The sequence below is a fragment of the Bacillus sp. AY3-1 genome, from assembly GCF_008368785.1.
Classification (GTDB): domain Bacteria; phylum Bacillota; class Bacilli; order Bacillales; family Bacillaceae_G; genus Bacillus_A; species Bacillus_A wiedmannii.
In genome coordinates this window covers 278,472-292,300 of record NZ_QORZ01000009.1, presented here as the reverse complement: position 1 = coordinate 292,300, position 13,829 = coordinate 278,472, and the positions used below count along the sequence as shown (strand labels likewise).

Below are 13,829 nucleotides of genomic sequence, written 5' to 3'. Positions count from 1 at the left end.
GGGGAAGCGAAATGCAAAAATTTATTGCATTTATGGAGAAATATATTGTTCCTGTCGCTGGTAAAATCGGGTCGCAACGTCATTTAGCTGCGATCCGTGACGGATTTATCGCAGTTATGCCACTTATTTTAGTTGGTGCACTGGCATCACTAATTAATGGTTTTCCATCTGAGGCTTTCCAAGATTTCATGAAAGGTTTGTTTGGTGAAACGTGGAAACAAGTTGGCGGTGGAATGTGGACTGGTTCTTTCGCGATTCTAGCACTAATCATAGCATTTACAACAAGTTATAACTTAGCAAAATCTTACGGCGTTGATGGTTTGTCAGCAGGTATTATTTCATTTGGTGCGTTAATTATTCTTACGCCAACAACACCGAAAGAAGGCGGATTGAACTTAGCTTGGACAGGTGCACAAGGGTTATTCGTAGCAATTATCGTGGCACTCCTTGTTACTGAAGTATTCCGTTTCTTCGTACAAAGAAACATTACTTTAAAAATGCCTGATGGAGTACCACCAGCAGTTTTAAGATCTTTCGCAGCTATAGTTCCAGCATTTGTTATCTTAACAGTAGTTGCAGGTATTCAATTAGCAGTGAAATTAGCTGGTACAAGTGTTCATGAATTTATCTTTAATACGATTCAATCACCACTGCAAAGTTTAGCAGGGACATTACCAAGTGCAATTGTCATTGTACTCCTTGTTCATCTTCTTTGGTTCTTCGGTTTACATGGTCCAAATATCGTTGGTGGTATTATTGAGCCATTATACTTACCAGCATTAGAGAAAAATATGAAGTTATTCCAAGGTGGTACATCTGCATTTGATGTTCCAAACATTGTTACAAAACCATTCTTTGATACTTTCGTATATCTTGGCGGTTCTGGTGCAACATTAGCGTTCTTAGTAGTTGTATTACTTGTAGCAAAAAGTGCACAATTACGCGGTGTATCTCGTTTATCAATTGGACCAGGTGCATTCAACATTAACGAACCAGTAATCTTTGGTACACCAATTATTTTAAATCCAATTTTATTCTTACCGTTTATCATAACACCAATTGTATTAGTAATTACTTCTTATACAGCTATATCTATTGGCTGGGTACCAAAAACAGTTGTGATGATTCCATGGGCAACACCACCAATTATTAGTGGTTATCTTGTAACAGGTGGGCATCTTTCAGGTGCAATTCTACAGTTATTCAACTTTGTAATTGCGATGGCAATCTACTATCCATTCGTAGTATTATGTGACCGTTCAGTTGTTCGTACTGAAAAAGCAGCAGCGCAAGGAAATAACAACTCTGTACCTATGTAACATAGAGATTGTTCTCACAGACAATATTGTCTGTGAGAACAACTACCTTTATATCATGTTCAAAAAGATGAGACCCATCTTCAAGAACACCAAACTATCATTCATAAAATAATAATTTAATAGACATGTTCAAACTGAAGGGGTATTTAAATCGGTTGAACCATAATAGAGAGGGCGGTAATTATGATGACTACAGCAGAACAAATTCCATTCCAATTGATTTTAAATAGTGGTAACGCACGAAGCTTTGCAATGGAGGCACTGCAATTCGCTAAACAGGGGAAAATGGCGGAAGCAGATGAAGCGATGGTAAAGGCGAAAGAAGCGATTAATGAAGCGCATCATTTCCAAACAGAGCTCATACAATCAGAAGCAAGAGGAGAAAAAACAGAGATTAGTGTTCTTTTAATTCACGCACAAGATCATTTAATGAATGCGATTACAGTAAAAGAATTAGCAGCAGAATTTATTGACCTTTATAAAAAATTAGAAGCGAAAGGGGAATAAAGCATGACTGGAATTAAAATTGCTACAATCGGCGGTGGATCTAGTTATACACCAGAGTTAATTGAAGGATTTATTAAACGTTATGATGAGCTTCCTGTTCGTGAAATTTGGTTAGTAGATATTGAGGCAGGAAAAGAAAAGTTAGAAATCGTTGGTAACTTAGCGAAACGTATGGTGAAAAAATCTGGTTTACCAATCGAGGTACATTTAACGCTTGATCGTCGTGAAGCATTAAAAGATGCTGACTTCGTAACAACGCAGCTTCGCGTAGGTTTATTAGAAGCTCGTGCAAAAGATGAAGCAATCCCGTTAAAATATGATGTAATCGGTCAGGAAACGAATGGTCCTGGTGGTTTATTCAAAGCGCTGAGAACGATTCCTGTTATTTTAGATATTTGTAAGGATATGGAGGAGCTTTGTCCGAATGCATGGTTAATTAACTTCGCAAACCCAGCTGGTATGGTAACAGAAGCTGTGCTTCGTTATACAAATATTCAAAGAGTAGTTGGTCTATGTAACGTTCCAATCGGAATCCGTATGGGTCTTGCAAGATTACTTGAAGTAGATGCAAGTCGTGTCCACGTTGACTTCGCAGGTTTAAATCATATGGTATACGGACTAGACGTATATTTAGATGGCGTAAGTGTAATGGATCGTGTGTTAGAGCTTGTAACAGATCCAGAAAAGCAAATTACGATGGAAAATATTGCAGCGCTTAACTGGGAGCCAGACTTTATTCGCGGCCTTCGTGCAATTCCATGTCCATACCACCGTTATTACTACAAAACACGTGAAATGTTAGAAGAAGAGAAAGAAGCTTCGATTGAAAAAGGTACACGTGCAGAGGTAGTAAAACAGTTAGAAGATGATTTATTCGAGCTATATAAAGACCCGAACTTAGATATTAAACCACCACAATTAGAAAAACGTGGCGGTGCTTATTATAGTGACGCAGCATGTAGCTTAATTACGTCTATTTACAATAATAAAGGTGATATCCAGCCTGTTAATACACGAAACAACGGAACAATTGCAAGCTTACCACATGATTCTGCTGTTGAAGTGAACTGTATTATTACGAAAGAAGGTCCAAAACCAATTGCGGTCGGAGATCTTCCCGTACCAGTTCGCGGTTTAGTACAACAAATTAAATCATTTGAGCGCACAACAATTGAAGCTGCTGTTACAGGAGATTATCATAAAGCGCTGCTTGCTATGACAATTAATCCACTTGTACCATCAGATAAAGTTGCAAAACAAATTTTAGATGAAATGTTGGAAGCACATAAAGAACATCTTCCGCAGTTCTTCAAAAAGGTAGAGAAATAAAGCGGCGCTATTTAGCCCGCTTTTTTTATTCTATTAGGAGGTATTACGATGATTAAGTTAATTGTAAACGCAGATGATTTTGGTCTTACAGAAGGTACAAATTACGGCATTATTGATGGACATATAAATGGAATTGTAAATTCAACGACGATGATGATGAATATGCCAGGAACAGAGCATGCGGTACGCTTAGCAAAAGAATATAACCTACTCGGAGTAGGCGTACATCTCGTATTAACGGCAGGGGAACCTCTTCTTGGAGACGTACCAACACTTGTAAATAGCGATGGATTGTTTCATAAACAAAGCGTCGTATGGGAAGGGAAGCTAAATGCAGAAGAAGTTGAGAGAGAATGGACTGCTCAAATTGAGAAATTTCTATCTTACGGATTAAAACCAACTCATTTAGATAGTCATCATCACGTGCATGGATTACCGATCTTGCACGATGTTCTTGAGAGATTAGCGGCTACATATAATGTTCCAATTCGTCGTTGTGAGGAAGAGCGAGCAGTACGCCCGTTTTCTGACGTGTTTTACAGTGACTTTTACGCGGATGGTGTGACGGAAGATTACTTTGTAAGGTTAAAAGAAAGAGTACAAGATGAACAAACGGTAGAAATTATGGTTCATCCAGCTTATATTGATCCAGAGCTTGTGAAGCGTTCTTCTTATGTAATGGATCGTGTGAAAGAATTGCGTATTTTAACAGGGAGCGAGTTGCCGGAAGGAATAGAACTTGTGAAGTTTTAATAGAAAAACGACGGCTACATAATGCCGTCGTTTTTTTATTTACAAAATGGATAGGATATATCCGCCAAAGGCTCCGAGTATAACGATAACCCAAGGTGGTGTTTTCCAAAAAGCGAGCAAGCAAAATAGAAGAGATGCAAAAACAAAGTCTACAGCGTTCATAATTGTGCTCGTCCAAATAGGATCATAAAAAGCTGCTAATAAAATACCGACAACGGCTGCATTGATTCCAAATAGTGCGCCTTGTATGTAAGAGATTTTTCTCACACTGTCCCAAAATGGTAAAACACCAATAACGAGCAAGAAAGCAGGAAGAAAGATCGCAATTGTTGCGAGTATTGCCCCAAGCGTCCCGTTTAACACAGCTCCTATATAAGAAGCGAATGTAAATAGTGGGCCTGGTACGGCTTGTGTTAATCCGTATCCAGCTAGGAACTGTTCTTTCGTCATCATTCCGTTTTGTACGAACTCACCTTCAAGAAGGGGTAGCACGACGTGTCCGCCTCCAAATACAAGTGCGCCAGAGCGATAGAAACTATCAAATAAAGCGATGTAATATGAGAACGGTCTTAATATTGGTAGCAACAGTAATAGTCCGAAGAATAAGATGAGACAAGAAACTGCTATCGTTTTTGAAATAGGTACTTTTATATTTTGAGATTGACTAATTGGTTGGTTGCGATATAAAAACCAGCCGATAAAGCCAGATACTATAATGAGAATGACTTGTGTCCAGCTACTTGGCCATAATAAGGCGATTGCGGCAGTTACAATAGCAATCGTCGCACGATTTCGGTCTGGCGTTAATTTTTGCGCCATTCCCCATATGGCATGAGCAACAATGGCGACTGCTACAAGTTTTAGTCCATGAATCCAGCCAGCACTTCCAAGGTCGAATTGATTAAGGAATGAGGCGAAGAAAACTAAAACAAGCACAGACGGTAAAGTGAATCCAACCCATGAAATAATAGCTCCTAATACCCCGCCTCTTAATAATCCAACCCCCATACCGACTTGACTGCTAGCAGGACCAGGAAGGAATTGACATAGTGCTACTAAATCTCCATAGCTTCGTTCATCCATCCATTTTCTTTTTTGTATGTATTCGTGGTGGAAATAGCCAAGATGGGCGACAGGACCACCAAATGAAGTAAGTCCTAATTTAAATGAGACGAGAAAAATCTCTAATAATGTGTGGAAAGTGTATTTTTTATTTTTCAAAACTACCTCCTAGAATGCTTTTCTACGTGCATTATACAAGAGGTAGTAAAGAAAAAGGAACGATTCTAATGTAAAGATTGTGTGAATCTTTTCTTCGTAATTAAAACTTGAAAAAGTCATAAATGATTATGTATAAACCATAAAGTAGTAGAAGTAGTGCTGGGAAATTTATATAAGGAGAATGCCCGTATGACAACACATTTCTTTGCGAGGTTAACAGGGAAGAGGGAACTACCTCCTGTAAATACAGAAGCTTATGGTGTAACAGAGTTTATATTTAGTGATGATTTAAAGAAATTACAATATCGGATCATATTGAAAAACATCGAAAAAGTTACATCATGCCAAATTCATTTAGGGAAAGCGGATCAAATTGGTCCAGTGGTTTTAAATTTATTTGGTCCAATAAAGCAAGGTATTAGTGTAAATGAAGGAATCGTGACCGGTGTAGTCAATGTGGAAGATTTTGAAGGGCCTTTACAGGGGAGAGCATTTGATAGCTTACTTCAAGAAATCATTCAGGCGAATGTATATGTAAATGTTTATACAAAGTCTAATAAGAAGGGCGAAATCAGGGGGAGAATCAGAAAAGTAAAGAAGTAGAAAAAAGGCTGTCCATATTTTGGAACAGCCTTTTTTCTATAAGGTGCAAATTTTAGCGATTATTGTCGGTAAATCGATATATTTTGAAAATCGCTAATATAATTCGCGTTACGGTCGATATATTTAAAAACTGCTTCGATTAATTTTTTACAGGCTGATTTTTAATGAAGAAGTCCATGATATAAAACACTTCATCATCAGGTATTTGTATTTCAAATGTATTTTCAATTGGTTGTAATGCTTTTTTCACTTTCATATACATCCAGTACTCATCTTGTCTTCGTTTCTCTTTATCTGGATGAGGGAGGAGGCTTTCTCCTTTTTGAAGACGGTCAACCATACAGCTCATATGCAGAATCACACCCATTAAGCTGTCAGGAGTTAGCTGTAAGGAAATTAATTCTTGAATTGTATTTAATGCGTAACGAATTGTTTTAATAAGTAATGCTCCGTCGTTCCGCTGCATTTGTTGTTCCAGAATATCAGCCATTTTTGCATATGTTTCTTCATACGTAATTAATTCTTGAATTGGCTGAATCGCTGTGTAGTTTACAATGTCTTGGAAATGGTATGTTAAGCATGGCACCTGCACATCGAAATTTGTGACGATACAAATGATATTCCGCTCTTTTTTTATGTTCTCAATCATTTTCGTTAAATCTTTTTCATGGACGATACTAATTGGAATAATTTCAATTAAGTCTTTGTCAAATCGCAAATAGTTCTCTAACATTTTTTGAATAGCTAAAGCACTGCCTTCCCCAGTTAAACAAGCTGTTAAAATAACAGACTTCATTGGTGATAGTGGCTTTTTCTTTTCTTCTTGTACGTTTAAGTAAAACGGTGTTAAGTTCTTCACTGTTTCATATAATGCATCTAACGAGTAGCCAAGTTGAGCTTTTCGAGCTGCTTCTAGTGCATGTGGAGTACTTGTCATGGAAAGAACACGTACCGGAATTTTGAACTCAGTTTCTAATATATCACCAATATAAGCGAGCGAGCCCATATCGACGAGTAAGAGAAGTCCATTTACATTTTGGAGTGTTTTCATATACACTTTCACACGCTCTAAGAAATCTTTCGGCGATTCATGTAACGGCATATCGATACCGGTTACTTCCTCAATGCCGAGCAGTTCGTTTGCGACGTTTGCCATTTCTGTTGCGATGCCGTTGCCGTGCGCTAATATTAATACTTTTACTTCTGTTTGTGAGGCAGGAATTGGATCAACAACGAAGAACATTGTTAAAAATCCTGCTTCATCAATAGGCATTGTTATTTGTAATTCGTCCTCCAGTAGTTGAATGCATTGCATAGCTACGGAAAAAGCGTCTTTATATTTCGTACGAATTTGATTTAATTGTGGGTGATGAATTTGTTTCCCAGCTTGCAAACGTTGTAGAGTTGTCTGTACATGTAAGCTTAAAGCGAGAAATACTTTTTCATCAAACGTCTTAGATAAATGCTTTTCAGCAAGTTCCGCAATTTTTTCACATACGGAAACGATATTACGATCCACAATTTTAAAAACATTTTCATGACTTGTTTTTTTTGATATTTGGTTAAAATATTGTACGAAAAAGCTTTGAAGATCATTTTCTATTAGTAATTCTAATTCGTCCTCTTCAATACCGCGAGCTTGAAGTTCTTCATATTTATAGTCAATATAATCGTAAATAGAAGACTGTTTTTCATTTTCTGTTTTATGATTACTCCAACCTTCATCACCTGTAAATACAAATGTTTCATTTGGTATTTGGTATAGATGACGGCTCTTTCTTTCAATGAATAACCCTTCCTTCATATACCAAGGTAAATCTGTACTTGAAACATAGACAGAATCACGTTTCTTTGTCACAAACTCAGAGTAGGCCTTCGCACAGGCAATTTGTACATCCGTTTTTAATTGCCCGATGTTATTGGGGCAATTGTAAAAGACGAAAGCGCGCATTGCATTCGGACTAACGTGAATTTCTTTTCGCAGACGGATTGCTTCATTTGTGAAAAATAGTTGCAGTAAAGCAAATCGTTCTTTATGTGTACGCTCACGAAGTGGTGGCAGCGTAACAGTCATTGGTATACGTCTTGTAAATGTTTTTAATAAAAATGAATTTGGTTCTTCTGTTGTTGCAGTAATGATTAATACTTGTGCTTTACGCTCGTTTTCTGTTTCTCCAAGGCGGCGGTATACCCCGCGGTCAATAAAGGTGAAAAGCATTTCTTGTCCCTCTGGAGGAAGGCGATGTACTTCATCTAAGAAAAGGATCCCTTCATGTGCTTTTTCAATTAACCCTTTTTGATCACTTGCCCCTGTATAAGCTCCTTTTTTAATCCCAAATAACTGCCCAAGTAGTAGCTGTGGATTATTTGCGTAATCGGCACAGTTAAAGACGATAAATGGTGCATTTTTAGGAAGCTGTTCAACTTCAATTGCATATTCGTGCATTAAAGAAGCGAACATAGATTTTCCGACTCCTGTTTCTCCTAGCAGTAAAGTATGCATACCGTTTGGAGGATAGAGAATAGAAGCTTTCGCTTTTTCGATTGCGATTTTAAGGCTTGTATTTTCAATTGCAAATGTATCTAATGAAGTCATTTCCTTTGAATGCGTTTCCAACGAAGCGTTCGTTTCTATATAAAAACGAACAGGACGCGTATTTGTTTTTAATAAACGTTTATCTTTTACAAGTTTGTTTAAGTCGCTACTTACATTGGCACGATCTAGTTGTAACAGGGTAGCGAGTTCTGATGCGGTTACACCTTCTATATAATTGCCTTCTTGTATTGCGTTAAAAATGAGATCTATTCGTTTCATTTCTATTCACCTCGAAACTTCATCACTATTTAAAATTTTACACAAAAATGGGAAGGGTGGGAAGAGAAAAATAAAACAGCTTTAGCAAATAGGCACTAAAGCTGTTACAATCTTGTGTCTTTCCAAAAGTTCACTTCGAGGTGAGAAGATGGATTATAGGGAAGAAGTTTGTATCCTTGTGACTGTAAGTAATCAATTACTTTAGGCAGTATTTGTACGGTTACACTCGAATCATGCATTAAAATCACTTCCACTTGTTCATCGCTCTGATTACGTACTCTTTCTAGTATGGCAGAAGGATTGTCATAGCTTTTCCAGTCATATGTATCGATTGTCCAATCCCACATTTTATACTGGGCGGATACAAGTGCATCACGGTAATTCTTTTTTAAGTAAGGCATGCTACCATACGGGACACGAACGAGATGTGTATTTAATTTTGTAACTTGCTGAACAATATTTTGTGTTTGTTCCATTTCTGTAATTAAAGCGGAAGGATCACCAGTGTAAAGGCGTTTTACATCGTGTGACATACTGTGAAGTCCGATATAATGCCCCTCTTTAATTAATCGTTGCATTGTTTTTTTATAATGTGGCACTTTTCCGCCAATAACAAAGAAAGTTGCTTTTCCGTTCTTTTCCTTTAAGATGTTTAAAATTTGCGTAGTATATTTGTTTGGTCCGTCATCAAATGTTAAGTACGCGATTTTTTGGATAGGAGAGGTAGTTTCAGTATTTGGATGATGTTCAGCAGGGGGCATTGTAGTTGCTCCTGCATGAGATGACGCGTACATAGTAATTGTTAAAAATAAAATAACGTATTGAAATACTCGCTTGATCATAACATTCACCCTCAGTTTGACAATCAAGATGTAAAAAAGAAAATATAATCCTTTTCTTATTATGTATATCTTTCTCCAATAGTGGAGCTCTCAAACAATCTATATTTTGGAAATATAAAATGATGAATAAAAAATAGCATCCTCTTATAAGAAAGAGGATGCTATTTGAATATTTCATAATTGTAAAGGCTATACTACAATTAGTCTTCGCGTTTTTTTACTTTTTTATAAAAGGAAATAAGTGGTTTGTAACGGTCGTGTACAAGACCGATTACTTCAGCGACTATTTCAGTAAAGAAAATTAAAGCAAACAGAAGAATCATTGATATCCATAGCGTCGCTTTAGTGAAAAAAATAGCATTTACACTAAAAAAAATACCAAATGCATAAATGATGAGCACCGTCGTACGATGAGAGAATCCCATTGCTAGGAGACGGTGATGTAAATGAGATTTATCTGGTGCTGAAATTGGTTTTTTATTTACAATACGACGAATAATCGCAAAAGTTGTATCAAATATAGGTACACCTAAAATGATAATTGGAACAAGGAAACTAAATAGCGTTACACTTTTGTATAATCCCAATAAAGATAGGATGGAAATACAATAACCTAAAAATAGGGCGCCGGTATCTCCCATGAAAATCTTTGCTGGATGGAAATTATAGAATAAAAATCCAAGCGTACTTGCAAGTGCGATAAGTGCTAATGGCAAGATAATAACTGCACCAGTACCCATAGGGCTGGTGAGGGCCATGTAAGCCAATGTTGCTAGAACGATTGATGAGATTCCAGCGGATAATCCATCTAAACCATCAATTAAGTTGATGGCATTTGTAATGCCTACAATCCAAAAAACTGTAATTGGATATGCGAGCCATCCAAGTTCAGTATCCCCGATAATTGGTATATATAGTACCTGTACTAATAATCCACTTTTTACAATTAATATAGCAACTAATAGCTGGCCACCAAATTTTACTTTTGCTGATAATTCATACATATCATCTAAAATCCCAATGATAATGATGATGATAGCGCCTAAGCTTATTGATAACATTCTTTGTTCGTATAACCCACCAACAACAAAACCTACAGCTACACCGATAAAAATTGCTAATCCGCCAAGACGGGGCATGATTTTTTGGTGTACTTTACGCGCGTTTGGTTTATCTGTTGCTCCTATCTTAAATGCTAATTTAATAACGAAAGGAGTAACGCCGAGTACAGTGATAAAGGATGCCAAAATGGCATAAATCACCTGTGAGTCCATTAATACCCCACCTTTTATATTTAAACGTAATTTTTAGATGTTTTTTCTGAAAATTTAGATGATTATTTACAGGCTCATAACATATGGTATCACAAAAAGATTAGAATTCAATCTTTTTTTCTTTGTGTGGTAAATGGAAGCGGATAGAATATATGACAATTGTATACAGAATGTTGAATCATTTGAGAAGGTTAATCGTATTGGGCTTTGGAATATGACATTTTCTCTTTTTCTTCGATAGTGAATACTTTTATTTCAGTATTATAAGTGTTACACGTAGAAATGAGTAAGTTCCGTGTTAAAATGTGGGAATTTATCCGCATGAACGGGCAGTAAGGTTCGCACCTCAAAATTCAGTTGGAGAAAAGAAGTTAGGTGGGGATCTTAATTCCTGTAAAAGCCTGATTGGTTTAACTAATAATTAGTCGATGACGGATGACCCTTACTGAATAAAGTTTCATTTTATATTCTTACATGTAATTTTACAAAAACTTAAAAAAGAATGGAAAAAGTAATTCATATAATAAAGAAGTAAAAGAGTTTTCTCATTTTTAATGTGAGAGGGGGAAGCACAGGGAGAATTCTATGTATTCGTATATTTTCTATTGTATATTCCTGTGCGAAAAGGAAATGAAAATTACGATAATAGGTACCGGATACGTTGGATTAATTACAGGAGTAGGACTGGCAATGTTAGGCCATTCAGTCACATGTTTTGATATAAATGATGAGAAAATTGAACGGATAAAGCAAGGAGATCTGCCTATTTATGAAGCGGGTTTATATGAATTAATAAATGATGCATGTGAGAATGATTGTTTAACTTTTACAACAAGTAGAGTAAAAGCATTTTACGATGCAGAATTTATATTTATTGCAGTTGGAACGCCGTCTTTATTAGATGGGACAGCGGATTTAACATATATTCGAAGTGCTTGTGACGATATTGGAACATATGCGACGAATGACATTATTGTCGTTACGAAAAGTACGGTTCCTGTAGGTACAAATGATGTTATGAGGGGATGGATTGAGGAGAAATTACAAAATAGATATGAATTACATATCGTATCGAATCCGGAATTTTTACGGGAAGGTTCAGGGATTTACGATTTTTTTCAGGGAGATCGTATTGTAATTGGAGCAGATAATGAGGAAGCGGCACGAAAAGTGGAGAATTTGTATAGTGAATTACACTTAAAAACGTATGTTACAAATATAAAAAGTGCAGAGATGATTAAATATGCATCGAATGCTTTTTTAGCGACAAAAATTAGTTTTATCAATGAAATTTCAAATATATGTGAGAAGGTAGGAGCCAATGTATTAGACGTTGCACAAGGGATGGGAATGGATAAGAGAATTGGGGCGTCTTTTTTAAATGCGGGCATTGGTTATGGGGGTTCGTGTTTTCCGAAAGATACGAAAGCGCTTGTGCAAATTGCAGGGAATGTTTCTCATGATTTTCGTTTGTTGAAAGCGGTTATTGAAGTGAATAATAAACAACAGTTGTTACTGGTTGAAAAAGCAAAGAAAATAATAGATATGAATAAAAAGCAGATTGCAGTTCTTGGCGCAGCGTTTAAACCGAATACTGACGATATAAGAGAAGCGCCGTCCCTTGTTATAATAGAAGAATTAATTAATATGGATGCAGATGTGATTCTATATGACCCGCAGGCTATTCAAAATGTAAAAGGTGTGTTTGGAGAGACTATACGCTACACCGGATGCATAGATGAAGCGATTAGAGAAGCTGATGCTGTTTTTATTTTAACAGAATGGGAATCAATACGAACTTATCCGTTAGAGAAGTATGTAAAGCTTATGAAGGAGCCCATTCTATTTGATGGGAGAAATTGCTATACTAATGAGGATGCCAAGAAGCAGGGATTAGAGTATTACTCGATCGGGCGAAAAAGCATCCGTAATAGTAATACTTTTTTTATTAGTTAAAAAATGCGTGTATCTAGGTATGGTGATATATGTAAGGTGGGAAATTGTAACTAGTGAAAGAAAAGAGGTAATAAAATGACTGAACGTTTAAAAGTAATGACAATTTTCGGGACACGTCCAGAAGCAATTAAAATGGCACCTCTTGTGTTAGAGTTGCAAAAACATCCAGAAAAAATTGAGTCGATTGTGACTGTAACAGCGCAACATCGTCAAATGTTAGACCAAGTATTAAGTATCTTTGGAATTACGCCAGATTTCGATTTGAATATTATGAAAGACCGCCAAACTTTAATTGATATTACAACGCGTGGTTTAGAAGGTTTGGATAAAGTAATGAAAGAAGCAAAGCCGGATATTGTACTTGTACATGGTGATACAACGACAACATTTATTGCAAGTTTAGCTGCTTTCTACAATCAAATTCCAGTAGGGCATGTTGAAGCAGGACTTCGTACATGGGATAAATATTCTCCATACCCAGAAGAGATGAATCGCCAATTAACAGGCGTCATGGCAGATCTTCATTTCTCACCTACAACAAAATCAGCAACGAACTTACAGAAAGAAAATAAAGATGAGTCACGCATTTTCATAACAGGAAATACAGCGATTGACGCACTAAAAACGACTGTAAAAGAAACATATAGTCATCCTGTACTAGAGAAACTTGGAAACGATCGTCTTGTACTTATGACAGCTCACCGCCGTGAAAACTTAGGAGAGCCAATGCGTAATATGTTCCGTGCAATTAAACGTCTTGTTGATAAGCATGAAGACGTACAAGTTGTGTATCCGGTTCATATGAACCCAGTTGTTCGTGAAACAGCGAATGATATTTTAGGCGATCATAGCCGCATTCATTTAATTGAGCCGCTAGATGTAATTGATTTCCACAATGTTGCAGCTCGTTCATACTTAATGTTAACTGATTCTGGTGGTGTACAAGAAGAAGCGCCGTCACTTGGTGTACCGGTTCTTGTTCTTCGTGATACAACAGAGCGCCCAGAAGGTATTGAAGCAGGTACATTGAAATTAGCAGGAACAGACGAAGAGACAATCTTTGGTCTTGCTGATGAATTGTTATCAGATAAAGAAGCTCATGATAAGATGTCAAAAGCATCTAATCCTTACGGTGATGGCCGTGCATCAGAGCGCATTGTTGAAGCAATTTTACAACACTTTAATAAGTAAATAAAAAAGAGCCAAATCA

11 protein-coding genes are annotated in these 13,829 nt (G+C 36.8%); 7 read left to right on the top strand and 4 right to left on the bottom strand.

Annotated elements, in window-relative coordinates:
- Positions 1–11: 11 nt before the first annotated feature.
- The 4 genes from celB (at position 12) to chbG (ending at position 3,908) form a co-directional block, all read left to right on the top strand.
- On the top strand, positions 12–1,319 hold the full coding sequence (celB, locus tag DN389_RS06820) for a PTS cellobiose transporter subunit IIC (RefSeq protein ID WP_149236939.1): 1,308 nt from the start codon (positions 12–14) through the stop codon (positions 1,317–1,319).
- A 183-nt stretch (positions 1,320–1,502) separates the two neighbouring features.
- Complete coding sequence (locus DN389_RS06815) at positions 1,503–1,826, top strand: PTS lactose/cellobiose transporter subunit IIA (protein ID WP_000989050.1); 324 nt, start codon at positions 1,503–1,505, stop codon at positions 1,824–1,826.
- Between the two features lie 3 nt (positions 1,827–1,829).
- Entirely contained in the window at positions 1,830–3,155 is a 1,326-nt protein-coding gene (gene celF, locus DN389_RS06810; protein WP_000145753.1) for a 6-phospho-beta-glucosidase, read from the top strand.
- Positions 3,156–3,203: 48 nt separating this feature from the next.
- Positions 3,204–3,908, top strand: a complete 705-nt coding sequence (gene chbG / locus DN389_RS06805) for a chitin disaccharide deacetylase (RefSeq protein ID WP_149236938.1) — start codon at positions 3,204–3,206, stop codon at positions 3,906–3,908.
- 39 nt (positions 3,909–3,947) lie between these two features.
- Here chbG and DN389_RS06800 read toward each other — a convergent pair whose 3' ends face one another.
- Positions 3,948–5,129, bottom strand: a complete 1,182-nt coding sequence (locus DN389_RS06800; protein ID WP_149236937.1) for a chromate transporter — start codon at positions 5,127–5,129, stop codon at positions 3,948–3,950.
- A 189-nt stretch (positions 5,130–5,318) separates the two neighbouring features.
- Between DN389_RS06800 and exsM the strand changes: the two genes are divergently transcribed.
- Positions 5,319–5,732: an exosporium regulatory protein ExsM gene (gene exsM / locus DN389_RS06795; RefSeq protein WP_149236936.1), complete on the top strand. Its 414-nt coding sequence runs from the start codon at positions 5,319–5,321 to the stop codon at positions 5,730–5,732.
- Between the two features lie 139 nt (positions 5,733–5,871).
- Here the strand turns inward: exsM and DN389_RS06790 are convergent, their stop codons facing one another.
- The 3 genes from DN389_RS06790 to DN389_RS06780 all read right to left on the bottom strand — a co-directional run bounded on the left by DN389_RS06790 (position 5,872) and on the right by DN389_RS06780 (position 10,663).
- A complete protein-coding gene (locus DN389_RS06790) occupies positions 5,872–8,547 on the bottom strand; it encodes a sigma-54-dependent transcriptional regulator (protein ID WP_149236935.1) in 2,676 nt (891 codons plus the stop codon).
- Between the two features lie 104 nt (positions 8,548–8,651).
- The gene (locus DN389_RS06785) at positions 8,652–9,389 is read right to left on the bottom strand and encodes a polysaccharide deacetylase family protein (protein ID WP_088123748.1); all 738 of its coding nucleotides are present in this window, start codon (positions 9,387–9,389) and stop codon (positions 8,652–8,654) included.
- Positions 9,390–9,589: 200 nt separating this feature from the next.
- A complete protein-coding gene (locus DN389_RS06780) occupies positions 9,590–10,663 on the bottom strand; it encodes a glycosyltransferase family 4 protein (protein WP_000378302.1) in 1,074 nt (357 codons plus the stop codon).
- Between the two features lie 585 nt (positions 10,664–11,248).
- Between DN389_RS06780 and DN389_RS06775 the strand changes: the two genes are divergently transcribed.
- On the top strand, positions 11,249–12,619 hold the full coding sequence (locus DN389_RS06775; RefSeq protein ID WP_142954188.1) for a UDP-glucose dehydrogenase family protein: 1,371 nt from the start codon (positions 11,249–11,251) through the stop codon (positions 12,617–12,619).
- 75 nt (positions 12,620–12,694) lie between these two features.
- On the top strand, positions 12,695–13,810 hold the full coding sequence (gene wecB, locus DN389_RS06770; RefSeq protein ID WP_000140139.1) for a non-hydrolyzing UDP-N-acetylglucosamine 2-epimerase: 1,116 nt from the start codon (positions 12,695–12,697) through the stop codon (positions 13,808–13,810).
- Positions 13,811–13,829: the final 19 nt, after the last annotated feature.

Excerpts from the sequence above, each read along its gene's own strand:
- DN389_RS06790 (WP_149236935.1), bottom strand. The coding sequence starts at position 8,547 with ATGAAACGAATAGATCTCATTTTTAACGCAATACAAGAAGGCAATTAT.
- DN389_RS06775 (WP_142954188.1), top strand. The coding sequence starts at position 11,249 with ATGTATTCGTATATTTTCTATTGTATATTCCTGTGCGAAAAGGAAATG.
- DN389_RS06785 (WP_088123748.1), bottom strand. The coding sequence starts at position 9,389 with ATGATCAAGCGAGTATTTCAATACGTTATTTTATTTTTAACAATTACT.
- DN389_RS06780 (WP_000378302.1), bottom strand. The coding sequence starts at position 10,663 with ATGGACTCACAGGTGATTTATGCCATTTTGGCATCCTTTATCACTGTA.
- celF (WP_000145753.1), top strand. The coding sequence starts at position 1,830 with ATGACTGGAATTAAAATTGCTACAATCGGCGGTGGATCTAGTTATACA.
- wecB (WP_000140139.1), top strand. The coding sequence starts at position 12,695 with ATGACTGAACGTTTAAAAGTAATGACAATTTTCGGGACACGTCCAGAA.
- celB (WP_149236939.1), top strand. The coding sequence starts at position 12 with ATGCAAAAATTTATTGCATTTATGGAGAAATATATTGTTCCTGTCGCT.
- chbG (WP_149236938.1), top strand. The coding sequence starts at position 3,204 with ATGATTAAGTTAATTGTAAACGCAGATGATTTTGGTCTTACAGAAGGT.
- DN389_RS06815 (WP_000989050.1), top strand. The coding sequence starts at position 1,503 with ATGATGACTACAGCAGAACAAATTCCATTCCAATTGATTTTAAATAGT.
- exsM (WP_149236936.1), top strand. The coding sequence starts at position 5,319 with ATGACAACACATTTCTTTGCGAGGTTAACAGGGAAGAGGGAACTACCT.